Here is a 21793-nt window from a genome sequence, read left to right as displayed (position 1 = left end):
ATGCGCCGGCCGCTGTTGTGGCTGCTGATGGGTGTGATGCCTGCGCTGGCGACAGCGCAGGACGAACCGTTGCGCGTGGCCTATCAGGGCGATTTGTTGTCGTTGAGTCAGACGCAACTGATCAAGCGCGAACCGTTGCCAGCGTCGCTGGATGCGCCGCTGGGCAGTCTGTGGAAGTTGTTCGTCTACGCGTGGCTGGTGGATACCGGTGCACGGGAACCGGCTTATGAATGTCGCGGGCAGTCCAAAGAAGAAGTTTATTGCTGCTCGGCGGGCGGCAAGATCGAGCGGGATCAGGCACTGGTGAAATCCTGCGGTCTGTATTTCGAACCGGCGCGGTTGGGCATTGCCGCGGCGACTTGGCGTGAGTATTGGCAGGCGCGGCAGGCGCCGTCATGGTTGCTGGATTTGCCAGCCGTGCAACCGGCAACAAGAGTCTCGGTCGCTGAATTATTGGGTGTTCTGGCGTTGCTGCCAGCGCAGGATCAGATGCGTCGCGTGCTGCTCGATGTCGTGCTGAACGCGGCGGACGGCAATGTCGTCGGCGAGTTGGGCGGACGCCTGCGGGTGAAAACCTGGAGCTGGCTCGGCGACCAGGATGCACAATCACGCCAGGGTGGATTCGCCGGCTGGAGCGCCGACGGCGCACCGATCTGGGCGGGTGGGCGCGGTACCAGTCAAATGGTTCTGCGTCACTACGGTCAGGCGCTGGCCAGCGTGTTGCCGACGGCGTGGCCAGCGGACACGGGGCGTTGTGTGGAAGTCGGGCTGTTTTCGAAATATCCGGTTTCGAAGGTTCTGGTCGGGGATCGTGTCGCCACGTCCGGGCCATTGCGCGGCGACTACCGCGTCGAATTCGCCAACGGCAACGCGCTGGACATCCACAGCGATGGCGAGCTTTTTCTGCTCAACGACAAACTCGTCGCAAGACTTGATCGCGAAGAATATGTCGCTCGCGTTCTCGAACGCGAAGCCAAACCGCAACCCGCCGAAGCCGCCAAGGCGCTGGCCGTAGCGATCCGCACTTATCTGCTGCAAAACGCCACGCGCAACGGCGACTGCCTGAGCATCGACGACAGCAGCAATCGCCAGCGCGTCGCCCCGCGTCCAGCCTCGGCCGAGTCACGCAACATGGCGGCGTGGACGGCGGATCTGGTACTGGCCGGCAGCACCGTCACCTATCACTCCGACCAGCCGGGCCCAGACAAACTCGCTTGGCAGCAAGCCGTCGAGCAAGCGAACGCCGGCCAGCGCTACGACGCGATTCTGCTTCACGCCTATCCGCGCGCCAGCCTCAGCCGCTGGGACAACCCGGTCGCCTCCTGCGAAGCATTACCCGCCGCGCAAGACTGGCTGCAGAAGCAGCGACGCGGCTGGCGTCCGAGGCTCGAAAGCGAAACCGGCTACAACCAAGTCAGCACTTTCGCCGTGTGCAAACTCGCCTTCGGCCGGCCCTTCGTCGACCGCGAGCGTCAGCGCATTTATGTGCGCGGCGTGCTGAGCCTGCAGGATCGCCTCGATCTGACCCACGAATATCTGCACCTGGCCTTCGAAGCACACCCCAACGGCCAGGATGAAACCTACATCGAAGGGCTCGCCCGTCACCTTTTGCTGGAATAGACCATGACACTCCGTTATCCACAGGTCTTGCTGCTGCTCTGTGCCCTCAACGTGCTGCCGCAAGCGTTCGCCGCCGATGGCGTCAAACTCGACACCCCGGTGGGCGGCTGGCGCAGCGGCGCACCGCAAGGCGAGGGCGAGAGCTTTCGCCAGACTGTCAACTACCCGGCCTCGTCGGTCAACACACCGCTTGGCCAGGCCAATACCGCCAGAATCAGCGGCCAGATCAAAGCCGTGCCGAAGAACAACGAACCCGGGCGCCTGATCGTCAACGGCGTCAGCATGCCACTGAAAATCGACCCCGCCGGCGGCTTCGATCGCCCGTTCTCCTTCCCCAACGGCAGCAACAGCGTCGAAGTGCGCAGCGCCGACGGCCAGCAACGCCACCGCACGCAATTCCTCAACGCCCGCGGCGGCTCCACCCCGGCCAAACTGCGCGTCCTGCTGGCCTGGGACAGCGACGGCACCGACCTCGACCTGCACCTGATCACCCCCGACGGCGCCCACATCTGGTACGGCAACCGCAGCGCCGCCAACGGCGCCGCCCTCGATGTCGACGTCACCACTGGCTACGGCCCGGAAATCGCCGCCATGCCCGCGCCGATCAAGGGGCAGTATCTGGTGTATGTGAATTATTACGGCGGCGGATATCGCGGGGATGACGAAGGTGGGGATGAAGCGGTGCAGGCGCTGACGACCGCGCAGGTGACGGTGATTACTGAAGAAGGCACGCCGAGCGAGAAGATGGAGACGTTTGTAGTGCCGATGCGGACGGCGGGGGAGCTGACGTTGGTGAAGTCGTTCAGTTATCCGTGAATCCGGCTAATCAGGAAAAACGCCGCAAAGCGGGTTGCCCTGATAACCATGCACAATCGGCCCCAGCATCATGAACGGGCCGCAGGCGTAGAACGGCGACGGCACCGTTTGTTTTGAATAGAGCAAAACGATTTCATTTCCAGATTCGTTGCTGCCAAAGGACTGCTCGGAGTACGAAGTACACACGGGCAATTTCAGCGGAACAGGAATGATCAACGCCCAAACCGTGATGCCACACCATTCTCGGGTAGGCGCTGATTGCGCGGTTCGGGTAATCGCTGGCGTCAGCGAACGAGCGCTTAGAGCTTTGTACTCGTCAGTTCTGAGTGTGGTTTTCTCAGGCAAAGCCACGATGGCACCGACGCAGCCTGAGAGATAAAAACTCATCGCAGCGATCAGGATGACCGGTCCAAGCAGTGTGAAACGAGGGGTGAATCGCACGTTTTAACTTCCTTGTGAAGCGCTTCGGAACTGTAGTGCCCAGCTTGTTCGATTCCTTCCAAGCGAGAGGCGTAGCCTTTTTGCAGGCATTAAAAAGCCGGCTTGTGGCCGGCTTCTCGGGGACTGGCTTGGTTTATTTTTGGTAAACCGCGCCAGCCTTCAAAACGTACATCCGGATCTGCGTCCGGCTGTGGGACTTGGTCAGACGTTGGTCTGCCGCGTCGGGCGTCATCCGAGCCGCTGGGCGGGTCGATGCGCGAATGTGGGGCGCAGGATACTGAGTTTTGCTTTGGATTCCCAGCCTCAAGTGCGGTTTAGAGCGACTGAAGCGGTACAAACTCAGGATTTGTACCGGTTGTCAGGGCCTCTTCGCGGGCAGGCTCGCTCCCACAGGTTCGAGTGAAATGTCATAGAAACGGCACCACCGGCCGGCGCTTGCCCAGTGTCGACCACCAGAACACCCAGCCAAGAATGTGAATCCGCTGCTCTTCGATCTGCGCCGGCCGGAAGACCTCGTCGGGGTATTCGGCGCTGTTGTGGCTGCGCATGCGCAGGCCGTTGCCGGGCATGCGGTGCAGGTATTTGATGCGCAGCATGCCGTCGTGCTCTACGGCGTAGATTTCGCCGTCGACGACCTGGGTCAGGCCGCGGTCGATGGCGACGATGGAGCCGTCTTCGATGCGATCGGCCATGCTGTTGCCGATCATGTGCGCGCAGATGGCGTTGGCGTGCTGGATGTCGAGTTGATCGAGGTGGGCGCGGGGCAGGCGCAGGGATTGGTCGGGGTCGAGGATGACGTGGGTTTTACCGTCGCCGTTGGCGATCGGGGTTTCCTTGAAAAATGCCAGGTCGATGTCGCTGGGGTTGATGACGGTGTAGACGCCGCAGATGGCCTGGGCATCGAACGTGTCGCCATTGCTGGCGGGTGGGTGCAGGCGCGCGACCTCCTTGACGCCTTCCCCGGTTTTCAGCCATTCACTATTGACCGACAACAGGCGTGAGACTTCTTCCATGCGATACGCCGGGACGCCCCGGGTGTACCAGTTATGAACGTTTTGGGCTTCCGTGCCCCAGAACCTTGCGAAATCCGTGGTGCTGATGTTCGCTGCTTCCAGGAGTGCCTTGAATCGTGGACCGCTAGTGTTCTTTCTCATAAACACGGAGTCTACGGCCGGACTAGAGCGGTTTGAATAAACCGGGCGTTCAAAAAAAGCCTGTATTTTGCGACGGGATGTAAGACGTACTTGTGGGAAATTAAACAGATTAAAACTGCATGTAGGAATTTAAACGGTTTGTTTAGTCGGGCTTTTTCAAGAGCCCCTCACCCCAACCCTCTCCCGGAGGGAGAGGGGGCCGACCAAGGTGTATTTCGAGTTACATCGACCTGAACAACCGAGTCGATTATGCAGACGCCAATAACAAAAAACCCCGGAAATCCGGGGTTTTTTTCAAGCGTCACGCAAGGCGCAATTGCTTAGCCCTTGTAGGCGGCAACCGACTTGGTGATCGCTTCGCGGGCGGCGTCTGCACCGGCCCAGCCTTCGATCTTGACCCACTTGCCCTTCTCGAGATCCTTGTAGTTCGCGAAGAAGTGCTCGATCTGCTGGATCAGCAGGGGTGGCAGGTCGGTGTATTCCTTCACATCGACGTACAGCTGCGACAGCTTGTCGTGTGGCACGGCGATGACTTTGGCATCGCCGCCGCCGTCGTCGGTCATGTTCAGGATGCCGACCGGACGGGCGCGGATTACCGAGCCTGGAGCAACCGGGTAAGGAGTCACGACCAGCACGTCGAGGGGATCACCGTCGTCAGCCAGGGTGTTCGGGATGTAACCGTAGTTGGCCGGGTAGAACATTGGGGTGGCCATGAAACGGTCAACGAACAGGCAATCGCTGTCTTTGTCGATTTCGTATTTGATCGGCGCGTGGTTGGCCGGGATCTCGATCGCGACGTAGATGTCGTTCGGCAGGTCTTTGCCAGCCGGAATCTTGCTGTAGCTCATTGGGCGTTGCCCCCGTAGTTGACCAAAAACACTTGGCCGGATTGACCAAAAAGTGGCGGCGATTATAGGCACATTCCTACGCCGACGCCACGTACCAGAAGTCGTGCAGAGCTCAGTCGTGCGCCTGATAGACCGGGTCTGTGGCCTGAAGTTGCCGCAGTCTGCCCAACGGATCCTGCCGGTAGAAAAGCTGCAGTTGCAAGTAGACCTGTGGATAAGCCTCGTGCAGCAGATCCGGGGCGCTGAAGAAGTATTCGCTGGCGACGGCGAAGAACTCTGCCGGGTTCTCGGCGGCGTAGGGATCGATGGCGGTTTCGGCGTCTGGATCGTGGTCGAGTTGGCGGTTGAGGTCGTCGTAAGCGGCCTGCATCACTTTGGCCCAGTCGCTGACGCGCATGTCGGCGTGCAGTGGCGGCAGGCCGTTGGCGTCGCCGTTGAGCATATCGAGCTTGTGCGCCAGTTCGTGGATCACCAGGTTGTAGCCTTCCCAGCCACCGCTGGCCTGTACGCCGGGCCAGGCGAGAATCACCGGCCCCTGCTGCCAGGCTTCACCGCTGTGTTCGCCGTCCCACTCATGCTCGACGCCGCTGGCATCGCGATGGCGTTGCGGGCTGAGGAAGTCATCCGGGTACAGCACGATCTCGTGGAAACCCTGGTACCAGTTGAGATCACCGAGATGCATCAGCGGCAACTGCGCCTGGGCGGCGAGCAGCAGGCGTTGCTCCTGATGCAGTTCGACACCGGGCAGGGCGGTCAGGTGTTTGTCGTCGAGAAACAGCACGCAGGCTTCGCGCAACCACTGGTCTTCAGCAGCGCTGATGCCATCGAGGAAGGAGAGTTGATGGCGCACCCGTTGCCACAGGTCGTCGGCAATCGGGTGCCTGGCCAAGAGGCGCCGGCGTCGCCAGGCGCTCAGTGACCACATCGGATCAGTGCGATTGCACTTTGGTGCCGCCGAACCGGCTGCGCACCACGCCGATGATCATCGGCACCAGCGACAGCAGAATGATTGCCACCACCAGCAGCGAGAGGTTTTTCTTGATGAACGGCACGTTGCCGAAGAAGTAACCCAGAGTGACCAGACCGCCGACCCAGAGGATGGTGCCGAGCACGCTGAAGCCGAAGAAACGCGGGTACGGCATCCGCGCGACACCGGCGACGAACGGCGCGAAGGTGCGGATGATCGGCAGGAAACGCGCCATGGTCACGGTCTTGCCGCCGTGCTTGTCGTAGAAGTCGTGGGTTTTTTGCAGGTAGTCGCGACGGAAGATTTTCGAGTTCGGGTTGCTGAACAGCTTCTCCCCGGCCGTGCGTCCTATCACGTAGTTGGTACTGTCGCCCATGATCGCCGCCAGCATCAGCAGGCCACCGAGCAGCACCGGATCCATGCCACCGCCGGCCGCCACCGCGCCAGCGATGAACAGCAGCGAGTCACCCGGCAGGAACGGCATCACCACCAGACCGGTTTCACAGAAGATCACCAGAAACAGGATGGCGTAGATCCATGGCCCATAGTTGTTCACCAGCAAATCGAGATACACATCGAGATGCAGGATAAGGTCGAGCGGGTTGAAATCCATGGGGGCACCTGTATGACGGCCCGACTCGGCAGGCCTGTGCGGATGACTTCGTGTAAGCCTACAGCGGGGTGTAGTTTTTCTTACAAGCCGGAAAGATCGGGATTATACGGTCTGACTGCTGAAAAGCGCGTCGGTTTTGTAGCGGGGAGTGTCGCGAAGTGAGCAATTGTCAGGGAAAAGGTGGCCGTGGCGAGGGAGCGTACTCCCTCATCACCGAAGCCGTTGGAGTCAGAGCTCGTCGCTGATCGGCAGTACGTAGTTCTTGAACTCGGTGTCTTCCTTGAAGCCGATCGATTCGTAGGTTTTCTGCGCCACTTCGTTGTCTGCGCTGGTCGAGACGCGCATGCGCACGGCCTGGGTTTCCTTGGCCATTTTCTTCGCGGTACGGATCAGGTTGTCGGCGACCAGTTGCCGGCGCGCGTCTTCAGCAACGTAGATATCGTTGAGAATCCACACGCGTTTGAGCGACAGCGACGAAAAGCTCGGATAGAGCTGGCAGAAACCCATGAGTTTCTTGTCGTCATCGTCGGCCAGGGCCAGATAGATCACCGACTCTTTGCGGCGCAGGCGCTTTTCGAGGAACGCGCGGGAGGAATCCGGGTAAGGCAGGGAGCCGTAGAACTCGCGATATTTGACGAACAAAGGAGTCAGCAAATCCAGATGTTCGAGGGTCGCTTGAATAATCCGCATGATAGGTCTCGTCTTCAAGTGGCTGTCTTCAACTGCTCTGACGGCGATGGGAAACCCGGGCGGCCGTGCGTCGATCCTGCCTGAAAGCAGCGCAGAAAGGCAATGCGGAAACGGTTCAGGCTGGCGGTGGATCGAGCAGGAAGTTGCCTTTCATGTCGACAGCGTCGTCCGCCTCCAATGTGTGCAGCTGAGCTTCATCCTTCAGGTTGACACCCGACAGCTGGCGCCGACAGGCCTCGCGCATCAGATACAGCAAGCGATGCGCCGCCATGCCGTAGCTCAAACCTTCAAGCCGAACATTGGAAATGCAGTTGCGATACGCGTCGGTGAGGCCGACCTTCGGCGCGTAGGTGAAATACAGCCCGAGGCTGTCCGGCGAACTCAGGCCCGGACGCTCGCCGATCAGCATCACAACCATTTTCGCCCCGAGCAGCTGGCCGATTTCGTCACCGATGGCGACGCGGCCCTGCTCGACCAGCACCACCGGTGCCACGGACCAGCCGTCGCCGCTCATCTGTTCTTCCAGGCGCGTCAGGAACGGCAGGGTGTGGCGATGCACCGCCAGTGCCGACAGGCCATCAGCGACGACCATCACCAGATCGACGCCGCCCGGGTGTTCGCTGGCGTAATCGCGTAAGACCTGCGCCGATGCATCGCTGAGCTTGCGCCCCAGATCCGGGCGTTGCAGATAGGTGTGTCGGTCCGGCGCGGCGCTTTGCAGCGCCAGGGTTTCCCGCCCGCGCTCGCTCAGTTGTGCGCTGATTTCGCTGTGATCGAAGGCCAGATGCACGGCATCACGGGCTTGGGCGTGGGCAAACTGAAAATCCAGCTGCGCCCGCGTCGGCAGACTGGTGCCGGTGCGGCCCAGGGCAATCCGCGCCGGGGTCAGACGGCGCAGTTCCAGCCAGGGGTTTTGCGGATCGACCGGTGGTTTTTCCATAAGACTCATCCCAAGTGCGCCAAGGCCTGGCGGAAGGCCGGCGGCAGGTTGTTGCCGAAGCGAACCTTGCCGTCCGCCTGGGTGAAGATGCCCATGTTGGCCAGCCATTGTTCGAACTCCGGCGCCGGTTTCAGGCCCAGGGTCTGGCGGGCGTACAAGGCGTCGTGAAACGAAGTGGTCTGGTAATTGAGCATGATGTCGTCGGAGCCGGGGATGCCCATGATGAAGTTGATCCCGGCGACGCCGAGCAACGTCAGCAGGGTATCCATGTCGTCCTGGTCGGCTTCGGCGTGGTTGGTGTAGCAGATGTCGCAGCCCATCGGCACGCCGAGCAGCTTGCCGCAGAAGTGATCTTCAAGGCCGGCGCGGATGATCTGCTTGCCGTTGTAGAGGTACTCCGGGCCGATAAATCCTACGACGGTGTTCACCAGGAACGGCTTGAAATGTCGCGCCACGGCGTAGGCCCGTGTCTCGCAAGTCTGTTGATCGACGCCGTGGTGGGCGTTGGCCGACAGCGCGCTGCCCTGACCGGTTTCGAAATACATCAGGTTCTGCCCGAGTTTGCCGCGCTTGAGACTGAGGCCGGCGTCGTAGCCTTCCTGCAACACGTTGAGGTTGATGCCGAAACTGGCGTTGGCCGCCTCAGTGCCGGCAATCGACTGGAACACCAGATCCAGCGGCACGCCACGGTTGATCGCCTCGATCGAGGTGGTGACGTGGGTCAGCACGCAGGCTTGAGTCGGGATGTCGTAGCGCTGGATGATTGCGTCGAGCATTTCTAGCATCGCGCAGATCGAAGCGATGCTGTCGGTGGCCGGGTTGACCCCGATCATTGCATCGCCGTTGCCGTAGAGCAGGCCGTCGAGAATGCTCGCGGCGATGCCGGACGGCTCGTCGGTCGGGTGGTTGGGTTGCAGGCGGGTCGACAGGCGCCCGCGCAAACCGAGGGTGCCGCGAAATTGGGTGACCACGCGGATTTTCTGCGCGACCAGCACCAGATCCTGTACACGCATGATTTTCGACACGGCGGCGACCATTTCCGGGGTCAGGCCGGGGGCGAGGGCGCGCAGGCTGGTTTCGTCCGCCGCGTCACTGAGCAGCCAGTCGCGAAAGCCGCCAACGGTGAGGTGACTGACCACGGCGAAGGCTTGTTTGTCGTGGGTGTCGATGATCAGCCGGGTGACTTCGTCGACTTCGTAGGGGATCAGCGCTTCCTGCAGGAAGTGCGTGAGCGGGATGTCCGCCAGGGCCATTTGCGCGGCCACCCGTTCGCCGTCGTTGAGCGCGGCGATCTCGGCGAGAAAATCCCCCGAGCGGGCGGGGCTGGCCTTGGCCATGACGTCTTTGAGGCTGTCGAAGCGGTAAGTCTGCGCGCCGACCGTGTGAGCAAAACTGGCCATTCAGCGTTCTCCGTGACGGCGCAGAACAGCTCTGCGCCGTGGTTTTCGACAATCAGTGCAAGGCTTGTTCAGCTTTTTGAATCGCCGCGAATTCTTCTTCCGGCGTGCCCGCTACCAAGTGATGCCGACTGTAGAAAGCAAAGTAAGCAATTAACACTCCATAGATGATCGCGGCGCCGATCACCACCCGTGGATCGACGAGGAAACCCGCCACCACGGCGATGCACGCCAGCACCAGCGCCACACCCGAGGTGAAAATGCCGCCCGGCGTGCGATACGGCCGGTCCATTTTGGGGCGCCGGATACGCAGGGTGATGTGTGCGGCCATCATCAGCACATAGGAAATGGTCGCGCCGAACACCGCGACCAGAATCAGCAAATCGCCCTGGCCGGTCAGCGACAGACCAAAGCCGATGATGCCGGGAATCACCAGAGCCAGCACCGGTGCCTTGCTCTTGTTGGTCTGCGACAGTTTGCGCGGCAGATAACCGGCCCGCGACAGCGCGAAGATCTGCCGCGAGTAGGCGTAGATGATCGAGAAGAAACTGGCAATCAGCCCGGCCAGACCGACAAGGTTGACGAAGCTGCCCATCCAGGTCGAGCCACCGTAGGCTTTGCTCAGTGCTTCGACCAGTGGATTACCGGAGGTCAGCAGCGAATTCGCACCGGCGCCGCCGGGGCCGACGATCAGAATCAGCAGGGCAAACATCAGCAGCACCAGCATTGCCCCGATCAGGCCACGCGGCAGGTCGCGCTTGGGGTTTTTGGTTTCTTCAGCGGCCAGCGGCACGCCTTCGACGGCGAGGAAAAACCAGATCGCATAGGGAATCGCCGCCCACACGCCGACGTAGCCGAACGGCAGAAACGGGCTGGCACCGACCGCAGTGGTCACCGGGATGTCGAGCAGGTTGGCAACGTCGAAGTGCGGCACCATCGCCACTAGAAACACCCCCAGCGCCAGCGCGGCGACGGCGGTAATGATGAACATCAGCTTGAGCGCTTCGCCGACCCCGAAAATGTGGATGGCGATGAAGATGATGTAGAACGCCAGATAGATCATCCAGCCGCCAATACCGAACAGCGACTCGCAGTAGGCGCCGATGAACACCGCGATGGCGGCGGGGGCGATGGCGTATTCGATGAGGATCGCGGTGCCGGTGAGAAACCCGCCCCACGGCCCGAACGCACTGCGGGCGAAACCGTAGCCGCCGCCAGCGGTGGGAATCATCGACGACAATTCGGCCAGGGAAAAACACATGCACAGGTACATGGTCGCCATCAGCAGCGTGGCGAGAAACATGCCGCCCCAGCCACCCTGGGCGAGGCCGAAGTTCCAGCCGGCGTAGTCGCCGGAAATCACATAAGCGACGCCGAGGCCCACCAGCAGGACCCAGCCGGCGGCGCCTTTTTTCAGTTCGCGTTGTTGGAAATAATCGGTGCCGACTTTTTCGAAGTCGACGGAGGAGCCGGTCGCCGGAGCGCCGGCCGGGGATTCGCTTGGCATAGGGTTCACCATTTTTATTGTTTTATTGGCCCGGCTACAGCCAGGAACCTGATCGTTCCCACGCGCAGCATAGGAATGTATCAACGGACGCTCCGCGTTCGGCTTTGAAGGAACGCGGAGCGTCCCGGGCTGGATTCCCACGCAGAGCGTGGGAACGATCAGCATCGCAGGATCAGAAGAATCCCAACGGATTGATGTCGTAGCTCACCAGCAGGTTCTTGGTCTGCTGATAATGGTCGAGCATCATTTTGTGGGTTTCACGCCCGACGCCGGACTTCTTGTAACCGCCGAACGCGGCATGCGCCGGGTACAGGTGGTAGCAGTTGGTCCACACGCGACCGGCCTTGATCGCCCGGCCCATCCGGTAGGCGCGGTTGATGTCGCGGGTCCACAGGCCGGCGCCGAGGCCGAACTCGGTGTCGTTGGCAATCGCCAGGGCTTCGGCTTCGTCCTTGAAGGTGGTGATGCTCACCACCGGGCCGAAGATTTCTTCCTGGAACACGCGCATCTTGTTGGTGCCCTTGAGCAGGGTTGGCTGGATGTAATAACCGGTGGCCAGGCTGCCCTCGAGTTTTTCCACCTTGCCGCCGGTCAGCAGCTCCGCACCTTCGCCCTTGGCGATTTCCAGGTACGAGAGGATCTTGTCGAATTGCTGCTCCGATGCCTGGGCGCCGACCATGGTGTCGGTGTCCAGCGGGTCGCCACGTTTGATCTGGCTGACTTTCTTCATCACTGCCTGCATGAATTCGTCGTAGATCGATTCCTGCACCAGCGCGCGGGAAGGGCAGGTGCACACTTCGCCCTGGTTGAAGAACGCCAGCACCAGGCCTTCGGCGGCTTTTTCGATGAAGCTCGGCTCGGCCTGCATGATGTCTTCGAAGAATATGTTCGGCGACTTGCCGCCCAGTTCCACGGTCGACGGAATGATGTTTTCCGCTGCGCATTTCATGATGTGCGAGCCGACCGGGGTCGAGCCGGTGAAGGCAATTTTGGCGATGCGCTTGCTGGTCGCCAGCGCTTCGCCTGCCTCTTTACCGAAGCCTTGCACGACGTTGAGCACGCCCGGCGGCAGCAGGTCGCCGATCAGTTCCATCAGCACGCAGATGCCCAGCGGGGTTTGCTCGGCAGGTTTGAGCACCACGCAGTTACCGGCGGCCAGCGCTGGCGCAAGTTTCCACGCGGCCATCAGCAGCGGGAAGTTCCACGGGATGATCTGGCCGACCACGCCCAGCGGTTCATGGATGTGATAGGCCACAGTGTTGCCGTCGATTTCCGCAGCGCTGCCTTCCTGGGCGCGCAGGCAACCGGCGAAATAACGGAAATGGTCGGCGGCGAGCGGGATGTCGGCGTTGAGGGTTTCGCGGATGGCTTTACCGTTGTCCCAGGTTTCGGTGATCGCCAGCAGTTCGAGATTCTCTTCGATGCGATCGGCGATTTTCAGCAGGATCAGCGATCGCGCCTGCACGGAAGTGGCGCCCCACGCATCGGCGGCGGCGTGGGCAGCGTCCAGCGCCTTGTCGATGTCTTCGGCGGTGGAGCGGGGGAATTCGGCGATTGGCTGGCCATTGACTGGCGAGGTATTGGTGAAGTACTGACCTTTGACCGGCGCGACGAATTCGCCGCCGATGTAGTTGCCGTACTTGCTCTTGAACGAGACTTTGGCGCCGTCGGTACCGGGATGGGCGTAACGCATGATGATGTTCTCCTTGGCTTTGTACTTATTAGAGAAACGCGCAAGTGCGCTTGCTATAAGCGTAGAGCAAGGCTCGGGCCACTGCCGTGCAGGTCAGGCAAATCAAGGGCTTGGCCGGTTTGTCTCGGACGAATGGAGAGCCGCTGTGACGGTTTCGGTACAGCGCCCGTGACAATTTGTACCGCTTGCGACACAGCCCGTGACCGGGCGGTCTTGCCGGCATTGCAATGCCGGAGCCGCTGGAGGATGCTGGGCGTCACCTCATGCTTTGGGCCATCGCGCCCCGGGGAGAACAATAAGAAATGCACGACAACCATTTGAGTCGCCATGCCCGCCAGGTTCTCACCGTCACCCAGGGCAAACCGCACCTGCACGGCCCCGGCGCCGATCCATCGATCGCCCGTTCGTGGCTGCGTTGCCTTGAGGACTATCACCTCGATCCTTCTGTGACCATGGCGCCGACCGTGCTCGAGCATGGCCGAGTGCTGGAAAGTCGCGAACGTCTGCAGCAAGTGCTGCAAATTGCCGGCACCGAGATGAGCAGCCTGCATCAGCAACTCTCCGGCGCCGGCCATGCGGTGCTGCTGACTGACGCGCGCGGTGTGATCCTCAATTGCGTCACCGCGCCGGCCGAACGGAAGATTTTCGAGCGCGCCGGTCTCTGGCTCGGCGCTGACTGGAGCGAAGCCTGCGAAGGCACCAACGGCATCGGCACCTGCCTGGTCGAGCGTCAGGCGCTGACCATTCACCAGGACGAGCATTTTCGCGGCCGCCACACCGGGCTGACCTGCTCGGCGAGTCCGGTGTTCGATCCGCACGGTGAATTGCTGGCGGTACTCGATGTGTCTTCGGCGCGGCCGGACGTCTCGCGGCAGAGCCAGTTCCACACCATGGCGCTGGTCAATCTGTCGGCGAAGATGATCGAGAGCTGCTACTTCCTGCGCTGTTTCGACAATCAGTGGTTGCTGCGCTTTCATCTGCAGGCCGAGTCCGTCGGCCTGTTCAGCGAAGGGCTGCTGGCGTTTGACGGCGAAGGGCGGATCAGCGCAGTCAACCAGAGCGCGCTGAACCTGCTCGGGCATATTCGCGGTGGTTTGCTCGGTAAACCGGTGGAAGCGTTTTTCGATTGTTCGCTGGATGACCTGCTCGGTCGCGCGAGTGCCAACGCCAGCGCCAGTTGGCCGCTGCGCACTCGTGATGGCCGGCATCTGTTTGCCGTGTTGCGCGGCGAATCGCGCAAGCCGACAGCCATTGTTCCAACGCCAATCACTGCTCCAGCGCCACGCCTGTCCGGCATCTGCCTCGGCGATGAAGCGTTGCAGGCGGAATTTCGCAAAGCCCTGCGCGTGTTCGAGCGCGACGTGCCGCTGTTGATCAACGGCGAAACCGGCTCGGGCAAGGAGGCGTTCGCCAAGGCTGTGCACCAGGCCAGCCAGCGCTGCGGCAATGCCTTCGTCGCACTCAATTGCGCGGCCATTCCGGAAAGCCTGATCGAGAGCGAACTGTTCGGCTATCGCGGCGGCAGCTTCACCGGCGCACGCAAGGACGGCATGCGCGGCAAGCTGCAACAGGCCGATGGCGGCACCTTGTTCCTCGACGAAATCGGCGACATGCCACTGGCGTTGCAGACGCGCTTGCTGCGTGTGCTGGAAGATCGGCAAGTGGTGCCGATTGGCGGCGAGCCGCAAGCGGTAGACGTGCGCATCATCAGTGCGACGCACCGCAATTTGCTCGAACGAGTCGAGGACGGCAGTTTCCGTGAAGACCTGTATTACCGCTTGAACGGGCTGGAAGTGGCGTTGCCGGCATTGCGCGAGCGCAGTGATAAATCGCAGTTGCTGGATTTTCTGCTGGCCGAGGAGGCCGGAGGCGAAACGATTCTGATCGACGAAGCGGCGCGGCAAGCGTTGTTGGCATTCAACTGGCCGGGCAATGTGCGGCAGTTGCGCAATGTCCTGCGTACGCTGGCGGCGTTGTGTGATGGCGGGCGGGTCAGCGTTGAGGATTTGCCGGTGATGATTCGGCAGGCGCGGCCGGCGGTGGTGGCGGCGCAGCCATTGGAAGATGCCGAACGACTGGCCTTGCTCAGTGCGCTGGAGCAGACGCGCTGGCATATGACCCATACAGCGCAGCAACTGGGCGTAAGCCGCAACACCCTTTATAGAAAACTGCGTAAACACGGAATTGAGCGGCGTGTCAGCTGAAAGCCCTCACCCTAACCCTCTCCCAGAGGGAGAGGGGACTGACCGAGGTGTTTTGGCGATTTACGCCGACCTGAAATATCGAGCCGAACTAAAAATTTGAAAGCGACCGAGATCGGCTCCCTCTCCCTCGGGAGAGGGCTGGGGTGAGGGGCTGCGGTCTGAAGCCGTGCGCAGATGTAGCCGCCAACCCGTCTCCATCCTTCAGCTAAAGAGTGCCATTTCCCCCTCCCTACGCTAACCTGCGGCCATGTTTTACGAGGTCGACTATGCACATTCATATTCTGGGTATCTGCGGGACTTTCATGGGCTCGATGGCAGTGTTGGCCAAAGAGCTGGGTCATCACGTCACCGGCTCCGATGCCAACGTCTATCCGCCGATGAGCACGCAGCTCGAGGCCCAGGGCATTCAGCTGACGCAGGGTTATGACCCGGCGCAGCTCGATCCGGCGCCGGATCTGGTGGTGATCGGCAATGCCATGTCCCGTGGTAACCCGGCGGTGGAATATGTGCTGAACAAAGGCCTGCCGTACGTCTCTGGCCCGCAGTGGCTGGCTGACCACGTGCTGCAAGGTCGCTGGGTATTGGCCGTGGCCGGTACGCATGGCAAAACCACCACCAGCAGCATGCTCGCCTGGGTGCTGGAGCACGCCGGGATGAGCCCGGGTTTCCTCATCGGCGGCGTGCCGCAGAATTTCTCGGTGTCGGCGCGCCTGGGCGGTACGCCGTTCTTTGTGATCGAGGCTGACGAATACGACAGCGCCTTCTTCGACAAGCGCTCGAAATTCGTCCACTACCGTCCGCGCACTGCGATCCTCAACAACCTTGAGTTCGATCACGCCGACATCTTCCCCGATCTGCCAGCAATCGAGCGTCAGTTCCACCACTTGGTGCGCACCATTCCGAGCGAAGGGCTGGTCATCCACCCGACCACCGAGCCAGCGTTGCAGCGCGTGATCGAGATGGGTTGCTGGACCCCGGTGCAAACCACCGGCGCCGGCGGTCAGTGGCAGGTAAAACTACTGAGCGAGGACGGCTCGGCGTTCGAAGTGATGTTCGAAGGCGTGTCCCAGGGCACCGTCGAGTGGGAATTGACCGGTCAACACAACGTCGCCAATGCCTTGGCCGCGCTGGCTGCGGCGCGTCATGTTGGCGTGGTGCCATCGATGGGCATCGCCGGTTTGAGCGCGTTCAAGAACGTCAAACGACGCATGGAGAAAGTCGCCGAGGTGCGCGGCATCACCATTTACGACGACTTCGCTCACCACCCGACCGCCATCGCCACCACGCTTGATGGCCTGCGCAAACGCATCGGCGACGCGTCACTGATTGCGATCATCGAGCCGCGCTCCAATTCGATGAAGCTCGGCGCCCACCGTGACGGTCTGCCGGACAGCGTGGTCGATGCCGATCAGGTGATCTGGTATGCCCCGGCCAACCTCGGTTGGGACCTCGGCGCCACCGCAGCGTTATGCACCGTGCCGTCCATCGTCAGCGATTCGCTGGAAGGCATCATCGAGCGCGTGAAGAGCCAGGCGCAGCCCGGTACTCACGTGGTGATCATGAGCAACGGCGGCTTCGGCGGCCTGCACGGCAAGCTTGCCGAGGCACTGCAATGAACACTTTTTCCCAGGCCGGCGGACCGGAACGCATCACCCTGGCGATGACCGGCGCCTCGGGCGCGCAGTACGGCTTGCGCCTGCTCGATTGCCTGGTGCGCGAAGATCGCGAAGTGCACTTCCTGATCTCCAAGGCCGCGCAACTGGTAATGGCCACCGAGACCGACGTGTCCCTGCCGAACAAGCCGCAGATGATGCAGGCCTTTCTGACCGAATACACCGGCGCCGCTGCCGGGCAGATTCGCGTGTATGGCAAGGAAGACTGGATGTCGCCGGTGGCTTCGGGCTCCGGCTCGCCGGCAGCCATGGTGGTGGTGCCTTGTTCGACCGGCACGCTGTCGGCGATTGCCACCGGCGCCTGCAACAACCTGATCGAACGCGCGGCGGACGTCACCCTGAAAGAGCGCCGCCAGTTGATTCTGGTGCCGCGCGAGGCGCCGTACTCGAGCATTCATCTGGAGCACATGCTCAAGCTGTCGAATCTGGGCGTGACGATTCTGCCGGCCTCGCCGGGCTTCTATCACCAGCCGCAGACCATCGATGATTTGATCGACTTCGTTGTGGCGCGGATTCTCAATCTGCTCGGCATCCCTCAAGACATGCTGCCGCGTTGGGGCGAGCATCACTTGAGCAGCGATGAATAAGCTGCTGGTGCTTGTGCTGGCCCTGCAATTGGCTGGATGCGCTACCGTGCGCACGCTGGATGCGGCCAAACCCGGCGCGCCGGTGGTGTATGCCGGGACGCGGCTGGATTTGTATGCGTTGAACGGCGGGTGTTGTGCGATGGACCGGTTCGGTGCCGAGGCGCCGAGCTATCCGGGAGTGGACCTGCCGGCCAGCGCGTTGCTCGATACGCTGTTGTTACCGTTGTCGTTGCTGACGGTGATTGGAGTAGGTTTTCAAGCGACTGGTGGATTGTAGCGACTGATCGTTCCCACGCTCTGCGTGGTAACGCATCCTGTGACGCTCCGCGTCACGCTTTTTAGGACGCAGAGCGTCCATGGCTGCATTCCCACGCAGAGCGTGGGAACGATCTTCATGGGTGGATGGATTATTTGCCGAGCTTCCTCAGTTCATCCGATTCGATCACCCGCACCCCATCCTGTTCTTCCAGCGCCAGGCGCCACATCGCTCGCGCCAACTGGCACGCTTCGATGCCGTGGTATTTCCCCGGAATCAGCTTCGACAATGGCCCGGCCAGTTGCTCGACCAGGCGTGGTTCGGTGCGTTCGCCAAGCAACAGCGAAGGTCGGCAAATGGTCAGCTGCGGCCAGTTCTGCGCGCGCAGGGCCTGTTCCATTTCACCTTTGACCCGGTTGTAGAACACCGAGGAATTCGGATCGGCGCCAATCGCACTGATCACGATCAGGTGCCGCGCGCCCATCTCCCGCGCGCGCTTGGCAAACGCCACGACCATGTCCAGATCGACTGCGCGAAAGGCTTCTTCGGAGCCGGCCTGCTTGATAGTGGTGCCGAGGCAGCAGTAGGCGATATCGACCCGGCCACTGAGCTGCGGCAGAAACGCCTGCGGGTCACCGACCGGGTTTTCCAGATGCGGATGCTCGGCCAGCGGCCGGCGCGAAGGGGCGAGGACACGGGTAATCGTTGGCTCGTTGAGCAAACGGTCGAGCAGATGTTCACCGGTCAGTCCGGTGGCTCCGGCAAGCAATACGTGCTGAGGCGTCAAGTACATAGTGTCTCTCCCTTGATACTGTTCAGCTTAGTTGCCTTTTTTCGCCGCGTCGTTCAATGCGCTGCTTTGCAACGCTTTGCGTGCTTGCTGTTTGCGCAGCAGTTGCCAGTGCGACAGCACGGTTTTCGGCGCCCAGATCTGCGGCTCCGAGGCTTCGAAACCGTCGGCCAGCTCGCGTTCGGCAACGGTGGCCTTGGCCAGTTTGAATGCCTGTTCGAGGTCGTCGGTCTGGTTCAGCGCCTGGGCGAACAGCGCGTCGCCGAAATAGGTGAAGTTGGCTTCTTCCGAGCAACCGAACGACACCCGATCGGCGCGCGAGGCAGTCATGATCAGCGTGCGTTCGTCCTTCAGCGCCGGGATAAATCCACCGGAATAGCACGAGGAAATCACGATGACCTTGTCGCGATGCTTCAGCGGCGCGAGCACGGCGGCGAGTTCATCGGCGGGCAGGTCGGCCAGCTCCATGCGCGGCTGATCGAGCACCAGTTCATGTTCGGCGGTGCCGTGGCTGGTCAGATAAATGAACAGCAGATCTTCCGGCCCGCTGCGTTCGGCGAGGGCTTGCGCGGCGCGGCGCAGGTTTTCCCGAGTGGCCATCGGCCGGTCGCCGAGATGATCGCGATGATTGACCAGGCGGATCTGGCCGTAGGCGCCGAAGCGCGTACTGAGCATGTTGGCGACGTAATCGGATTCACGCAGGAACACGCTTTGCTTGCCGTCGCCGCCGAGGGTCAGGGTGTACAACTCGACTGCCGGAGTCGAAGCGGGGATCGCCGCCAGTGCCTCGTCGAGCAGACGACCCTGGGCGAGCAAACCGAGTTCGAGAGTGTCGGGGAGTAATTTGCCGTCGGCGTCACGTACGCGTTGGCCGTTGATCCAGGTGCCGCTGAGCACGCTGCCATCGGTCAGCACCAGAGTACCGCGTCCTGAATAGCTGTCGTTGTCGAAGCCGCCGATGTAGAAGCTGCCATCGGCGAGGTTCAAACGGCCCTGGCCGGTGAAGCGCCAGTCATTGAACACACCGATGTAATGGCTGCCATCAGCGCCGATCAGTTCGCCCTTGCCGGTCAGCGCGCCTTCCTTGAACTGGCCGAGCCAGACGTCGCCGTCGGCGTTCTCGTAGCGGCCTTTGCCGTGCAATTGATTGTTCTTGAAGCCGCCGACGTAGATATCGCCGTCGGCGCTGTTGTAAGTGCCGTTGCCTTCCAGTTGACCGTTGACGAAATGACCCGTGAACGAATTGCCGCTGGCATCGCCGCGCTGGCCTTCGCCGTTGGGTTTGCCGTGGGCGAACTGGCCTTGATAGGAGCTGCCGTCGTCCATTTCCAGGCGGCCGAGGCCGGAATACTGGTCAGCCTTGAACTCGCCGCGATAGGTCATGCCGTTTTCTTTCAGCGTACCTTCGCCATCGCGCCGGCCCTGCTTGAAACCACCGGTATAACTGCTGGCATTGGTGCTCAGGCTGCCCTGTCCATCAAACAGACCTTGCTGGAACTGGCCGCGATAGACCTCGCCGTTGCTGCCATGCCATTCGCCTTGCCCGTGCCACTGACCCTTGTCGAACTCTCCGGCGTACCAGCTGCCGTTGGGGTAGTCGACGCGGCCCTGACCTTGCAGCAAGCCGTCGACCAGTTCACCGCGATAGCGACCGCCATCGGGCAGGCGCGCATCCGGCGGCAACAGCGATTCGCCGTCGCCGCAAGCGGTGAGCATCAGGGTCAGGGCAAGGGGTGCAAGTCGAGCGATTGAGCGCATAGCGGGATCCGGGCAATTAGGCGACCGAGTATGCCGCAGCTATGCGTCGCATATATACAGACGTGACGCGAAACAGCGTGCGCTGCTTCGCATCCGGGATGATCAGACGAAGCAGAGTGACAGCGGCTCGGCGATATAGGCCGGTTTGTCCGAGCCTTCTATCTCCAGTGTCGCGGTGGCCTTGAGCAGCCACTGGCCGGGTTTTTTCTCGGTCACCTCGACCATGTCGACCTTCAGTCGGACTTTCGAGTTGACCTTGACCGGCTGGATGAAACGCACGCTGTCCAGGCCATAGTTGACGACCATCTTCACGCCTTCGGGCAGCACGAGGATGTCTTCCATCAGTTTCGGCATCAGCGACAGCGACAGGAAACCATGGGCAATCGTGCTGCCAAACGGCGTTTGCGCGGCCTTGACCGGATCGACGTGAATGAACTGAAAATCACCAGTGGCTTCGGCGAACAGGTTGATGCGCTCCTGATCGATGGTGAGCCATTCGGAACGTCCAAGTTCCTTGCCGACATAATCTTTGAGCTCTGCAACGGGAACATAGGGCATTGAGACTCTCCTTGGGTTCATCGGTTTTATAGTTTTTCAGGGGGCGGATTTGACCGGCCTGCGAACCACTGTAGATCATCATGGCGATTTGCTCAGGTCAACCGACCATGCTTTTGGCGAATGCCGGTCCATAGCGCCGGCATGCTTATAATGCCGAGCCCCTGCTGGGTGAAATAGAAGACGGAGATGTCAGATGTTGTTACGTGGCCTGACCCTGCTGGTGCTGTTCCAACTGCTCGGCACGGCGCTCAATCATTTGCTGTTGCCGATATTGCCGGGGCCGATCATCGGGCTGCTGCTGTTGCTGGTGTTCCTGATCATTCGCGGTGAAGTCGGCGAGCCGCTGAATCAGGCGGCGGGCAGCCTGCTGCGTTATCTGCCGTTGCTGCTGGTGCCGCCAGCGGTGGGCGTGATGGTGTATGCCACGGCGATTGCCGCCGATTTCTGGGCGATCGTCGGCGCGCTGGTGGTCTCGCTGATCCTGTCGATGGCCTTTGCCGGCGTGCTCATGCAACGGCTGGTCAAACGTCATGCGCCGCCGGCGGAGGAATCCTGATGCTGTTCGACTGGCAAGGCGCGTGGACCTCGGTGATTCATCATCCGCTGTTCGGCATTGGCATCACGCTAGGCGCTTATCAACTGGTGCTGGCGGCATTCGAGAAAACCCGCTGGATCTTTCTGCAACCGGTGCTGGTCTCCATGTTGTTGGTGATCGGTGTGCTGGTCGGCTGCGGCCTGACCTACGCGGAGTATCGCAAGAGCACCGAAATCCTCAGCATTCTGCTGGGGCCGGCCACGGTGGCGCTGGCGGTGCCGCTCTACCTGAATCTGCGCCGCATCCGGCAATTGTTCTGGCCGATTTTTACTACTCTGGTGATAGGCGGGGTGGTCGCAACGGGCATGGGCGTGGCGCTGGGCTGGTGGTTCGGTGCCGATCACATGATCCTGATGACCATGGCGCCTAAATCGGTGACGTCGCCGATCGCCATGCTGGTTGCCGAGCAGATCGGCGGTGTGGCGGCGCTGGCAGCGGTGTTTGTATTGATCACCGGGGTCATCGGCGCGATCTTCGGCCCGGCGCTGCTGACCCGCCTCGGCGTGCACAGCCCCGAAGCGCGCGGCATGGCGCTGGGCATGACCGCTCATGCGGTCGGCACGGCGGTGGCGATGCAGGAAAACGATGAGTGCGGCGCGTTCGCCGCGCTGGCAATGAGTCTGATGGGTGTGGCCACGGCGGTGTTCCTGCCGTTGGCGGTGTCGATGGTGGTGTAAGGAAATGTC

General features: G+C 61.4%; 21 protein-coding genes. 8 read left to right on the top strand and 13 right to left on the bottom strand.

Annotated elements, in window-relative coordinates; all coding sequences use genetic code 11:
• Positions 1–1620 (top strand): DUF2300 domain-containing protein, encoded by a 1620-nt coding sequence (locus AB4N41_RS05435; protein WP_252876966.1) that lies wholly within the window; start codon positions 1–3, stop codon positions 1618–1620.
• A gap of 3 nt (positions 1621–1623) precedes the next feature.
• Positions 1624–2436, top strand: a complete 813-nt coding sequence (locus tag AB4N41_RS05430; protein WP_236168747.1) for a YfaP family protein — start codon at positions 1624–1626, stop codon at positions 2434–2436.
• Positions 2437–2442: 6 nt separating this feature from the next.
• Here the strand turns inward: AB4N41_RS05430 and AB4N41_RS05425 are convergent, their stop codons facing one another.
• The 10 genes from AB4N41_RS05425 to exaC form a co-directional block, all read right to left on the bottom strand.
• Complete coding sequence (locus tag AB4N41_RS05425) at positions 2443–2877, bottom strand: hypothetical protein (protein WP_252876965.1); 435 nt, start codon at positions 2875–2877, stop codon at positions 2443–2445.
• A gap of 407 nt (positions 2878–3284) precedes the next feature.
• On the bottom strand, positions 3285–4031 hold the full coding sequence (locus AB4N41_RS05420) for a S24 family peptidase (protein ID WP_041477707.1): 747 nt from the start codon (positions 4029–4031) through the stop codon (positions 3285–3287).
• 320 nt (positions 4032–4351) lie between these two features.
• Positions 4352–4879 carry an inorganic diphosphatase gene (gene ppa, locus AB4N41_RS05415; protein WP_003205933.1) on the bottom strand — a complete coding sequence of 176 codons (528 nt, stop codon included), beginning with the start codon at positions 4877–4879 and terminating at the stop codon, positions 4352–4354.
• A gap of 112 nt (positions 4880–4991) precedes the next feature.
• Positions 4992–5804, bottom strand: a complete 813-nt coding sequence (locus AB4N41_RS05410; protein ID WP_252876964.1) for a M90 family metallopeptidase — start codon at positions 5802–5804, stop codon at positions 4992–4994.
• Positions 5805–5808: 4 nt separating this feature from the next.
• The gene (locus AB4N41_RS05405) at positions 5809–6459 is read right to left on the bottom strand and encodes a DedA family protein (protein ID WP_016773001.1); all 651 of its coding nucleotides are present in this window, start codon (positions 6457–6459) and stop codon (positions 5809–5811) included.
• A 228-nt stretch (positions 6460–6687) separates the two neighbouring features.
• The gene (locus AB4N41_RS05400) at positions 6688–7149 is read right to left on the bottom strand and encodes a GNAT family N-acetyltransferase (RefSeq protein WP_007958617.1); all 462 of its coding nucleotides are present in this window, start codon (positions 7147–7149) and stop codon (positions 6688–6690) included.
• A gap of 115 nt (positions 7150–7264) precedes the next feature.
• Positions 7265–8089 carry an ethanolamine ammonia-lyase subunit EutC gene (gene eutC, locus AB4N41_RS05395; RefSeq protein ID WP_041477709.1) on the bottom strand — a complete coding sequence of 275 codons (825 nt, stop codon included), beginning with the start codon at positions 8087–8089 and terminating at the stop codon, positions 7265–7267.
• A 5-nt stretch (positions 8090–8094) separates the two neighbouring features.
• Positions 8095–9489, bottom strand: a complete 1395-nt coding sequence (locus AB4N41_RS05390) for an ethanolamine ammonia-lyase subunit EutB (protein ID WP_252876963.1) — start codon at positions 9487–9489, stop codon at positions 8095–8097.
• 52 nt (positions 9490–9541) lie between these two features.
• Entirely contained in the window at positions 9542–10993 is a 1452-nt protein-coding gene (gene eat, locus AB4N41_RS05385) for an ethanolamine permease (RefSeq protein ID WP_024014466.1), read from the bottom strand.
• A gap of 172 nt (positions 10994–11165) precedes the next feature.
• Positions 11166–12686: an acetaldehyde dehydrogenase ExaC gene (gene exaC, locus AB4N41_RS05380; protein WP_024014465.1), complete on the bottom strand. Its 1521-nt coding sequence runs from the start codon at positions 12684–12686 to the stop codon at positions 11166–11168.
• A 302-nt stretch (positions 12687–12988) separates the two neighbouring features.
• Between exaC and AB4N41_RS05375 the strand changes: the two genes are divergently transcribed.
• From AB4N41_RS05375 to AB4N41_RS05360, 4 genes are all read left to right on the top strand, one after another.
• Positions 12989–14890 carry a sigma-54-dependent Fis family transcriptional regulator gene (locus tag AB4N41_RS05375; RefSeq protein WP_252876962.1) on the top strand — a complete coding sequence of 634 codons (1902 nt, stop codon included), beginning with the start codon at positions 12989–12991 and terminating at the stop codon, positions 14888–14890.
• Positions 14891–15156: 266 nt separating this feature from the next.
• Entirely contained in the window at positions 15157–16506 is a 1350-nt protein-coding gene (gene mpl / locus AB4N41_RS05370) for a UDP-N-acetylmuramate:L-alanyl-gamma-D-glutamyl-meso-diaminopimelate ligase (protein WP_095181910.1), read from the top strand.
• A complete protein-coding gene (ubiX, locus tag AB4N41_RS05365; RefSeq protein ID WP_041477713.1) occupies positions 16503–17150 on the top strand; it encodes a flavin prenyltransferase UbiX in 648 nt (215 codons plus the stop codon). The genes mpl and ubiX overlap by 4 nt, the downstream gene beginning before the upstream one ends.
• Positions 17143–17427, top strand: coding sequence for a YceK/YidQ family lipoprotein (locus tag AB4N41_RS05360; protein WP_024014461.1), 285 nt, complete (start codon positions 17143–17145; stop codon positions 17425–17427). The genes ubiX and AB4N41_RS05360 overlap by 8 nt, the downstream gene beginning before the upstream one ends.
• 130 nt (positions 17428–17557) lie before the next feature.
• On the opposite strand, the gene AB4N41_RS05355 is transcribed toward AB4N41_RS05360, so the two are convergent.
• The 3 genes from AB4N41_RS05355 to AB4N41_RS05345 all read right to left on the bottom strand — a co-directional run bounded on the left by AB4N41_RS05355 (position 17558) and on the right by AB4N41_RS05345 (position 20512).
• Positions 17558–18199: an oxidoreductase gene (locus AB4N41_RS05355; protein WP_016773010.1), complete on the bottom strand. Its 642-nt coding sequence runs from the start codon at positions 18197–18199 to the stop codon at positions 17558–17560.
• Positions 18200–18226: 27 nt separating this feature from the next.
• Positions 18227–19954 (bottom strand): C13 family peptidase, encoded by a 1728-nt coding sequence (locus tag AB4N41_RS05350; RefSeq protein ID WP_056790669.1) that lies wholly within the window; start codon positions 19952–19954, stop codon positions 18227–18229.
• A 102-nt stretch (positions 19955–20056) separates the two neighbouring features.
• The gene (locus tag AB4N41_RS05345; protein WP_016773011.1) at positions 20057–20512 is read right to left on the bottom strand and encodes a MaoC family dehydratase; all 456 of its coding nucleotides are present in this window, start codon (positions 20510–20512) and stop codon (positions 20057–20059) included.
• A gap of 193 nt (positions 20513–20705) precedes the next feature.
• Here AB4N41_RS05345 and AB4N41_RS05340 point away from each other — a divergent pair, with 193 nt between their 5' ends.
• On the top strand, positions 20706–21068 hold the full coding sequence (locus AB4N41_RS05340; RefSeq protein ID WP_016773012.1) for a CidA/LrgA family protein: 363 nt from the start codon (positions 20706–20708) through the stop codon (positions 21066–21068).
• A complete protein-coding gene (locus AB4N41_RS05335) occupies positions 21068–21784 on the top strand; it encodes an LrgB family protein (RefSeq protein WP_236168742.1) in 717 nt (238 codons plus the stop codon). Before AB4N41_RS05340 ends, AB4N41_RS05335 begins: the two co-directional genes overlap by 1 nt.
• Positions 21785–21793: the final 9 nt, after the last annotated feature.

The organism is Pseudomonas sp. S2_A10, from assembly GCF_054668465.1.
The sequence above is the reverse complement of the archived record's forward strand: the minus strand, read 5'-3'. Positions and strand labels throughout refer to the sequence as shown.

What these genes read in the sequence shown, in the direction of transcription:
- AB4N41_RS05355 (WP_016773010.1), bottom strand. Translation starts at nt 18,199, where the DNA reads ATGTACTTGACGCCTCAGCACGTATTGCTTGCCGGAGCCACCGGACTG.
- exaC (WP_024014465.1), bottom strand. Translation starts at nt 12,686, where the DNA reads ATGCGTTACGCCCATCCCGGTACCGACGGCGCCAAAGTCTCGTTCAAG.
- AB4N41_RS05420 (WP_041477707.1), bottom strand. Translation starts at nt 4,031, where the DNA reads ATGAGAAAGAACACTAGCGGTCCACGATTCAAGGCACTCCTGGAAGCA.
- AB4N41_RS05405 (WP_016773001.1), bottom strand. Translation starts at nt 6,459, where the DNA reads ATGGATTTCAACCCGCTCGACCTTATCCTGCATCTCGATGTGTATCTC.
- AB4N41_RS05410 (WP_252876964.1), bottom strand. Translation starts at nt 5,804, where the DNA reads ATGTGGTCACTGAGCGCCTGGCGACGCCGGCGCCTCTTGGCCAGGCAC.
- AB4N41_RS05350 (WP_056790669.1), bottom strand. Translation starts at nt 19,954, where the DNA reads ATGCGCTCAATCGCTCGACTTGCACCCCTTGCCCTGACCCTGATGCTC.
- AB4N41_RS05335 (WP_236168742.1), top strand. Translation starts at nt 21,068, where the DNA reads ATGCTGTTCGACTGGCAAGGCGCGTGGACCTCGGTGATTCATCATCCG.
- AB4N41_RS05400 (WP_007958617.1), bottom strand. Translation starts at nt 7,149, where the DNA reads ATGCGGATTATTCAAGCGACCCTCGAACATCTGGATTTGCTGACTCCT.
- AB4N41_RS05430 (WP_236168747.1), top strand. Translation starts at nt 1,624, where the DNA reads ATGACACTCCGTTATCCACAGGTCTTGCTGCTGCTCTGTGCCCTCAAC.
- AB4N41_RS05360 (WP_024014461.1), top strand. Translation starts at nt 17,143, where the DNA reads ATGAATAAGCTGCTGGTGCTTGTGCTGGCCCTGCAATTGGCTGGATGC.
- AB4N41_RS05345 (WP_016773011.1), bottom strand. Translation starts at nt 20,512, where the DNA reads ATGCCCTATGTTCCCGTTGCAGAGCTCAAAGATTATGTCGGCAAGGAA.
- AB4N41_RS05435 (WP_252876966.1), top strand. Translation starts at nt 1, where the DNA reads ATGCGCCGGCCGCTGTTGTGGCTGCTGATGGGTGTGATGCCTGCGCTG.
- ubiX (WP_041477713.1), top strand. Translation starts at nt 16,503, where the DNA reads ATGAACACTTTTTCCCAGGCCGGCGGACCGGAACGCATCACCCTGGCG.
- ppa (WP_003205933.1), bottom strand. Translation starts at nt 4,879, where the DNA reads ATGAGCTACAGCAAGATTCCGGCTGGCAAAGACCTGCCGAACGACATC.
- eat (WP_024014466.1), bottom strand. Translation starts at nt 10,993, where the DNA reads ATGCCAAGCGAATCCCCGGCCGGCGCTCCGGCGACCGGCTCCTCCGTC.
- AB4N41_RS05390 (WP_252876963.1), bottom strand. Translation starts at nt 9,489, where the DNA reads ATGGCCAGTTTTGCTCACACGGTCGGCGCGCAGACTTACCGCTTCGAC.
- AB4N41_RS05375 (WP_252876962.1), top strand. Translation starts at nt 12,989, where the DNA reads ATGCACGACAACCATTTGAGTCGCCATGCCCGCCAGGTTCTCACCGTC.
- mpl (WP_095181910.1), top strand. Translation starts at nt 15,157, where the DNA reads ATGCACATTCATATTCTGGGTATCTGCGGGACTTTCATGGGCTCGATG.
- eutC (WP_041477709.1), bottom strand. Translation starts at nt 8,089, where the DNA reads ATGGAAAAACCACCGGTCGATCCGCAAAACCCCTGGCTGGAACTGCGC.
- AB4N41_RS05340 (WP_016773012.1), top strand. Translation starts at nt 20,706, where the DNA reads ATGTTGTTACGTGGCCTGACCCTGCTGGTGCTGTTCCAACTGCTCGGC.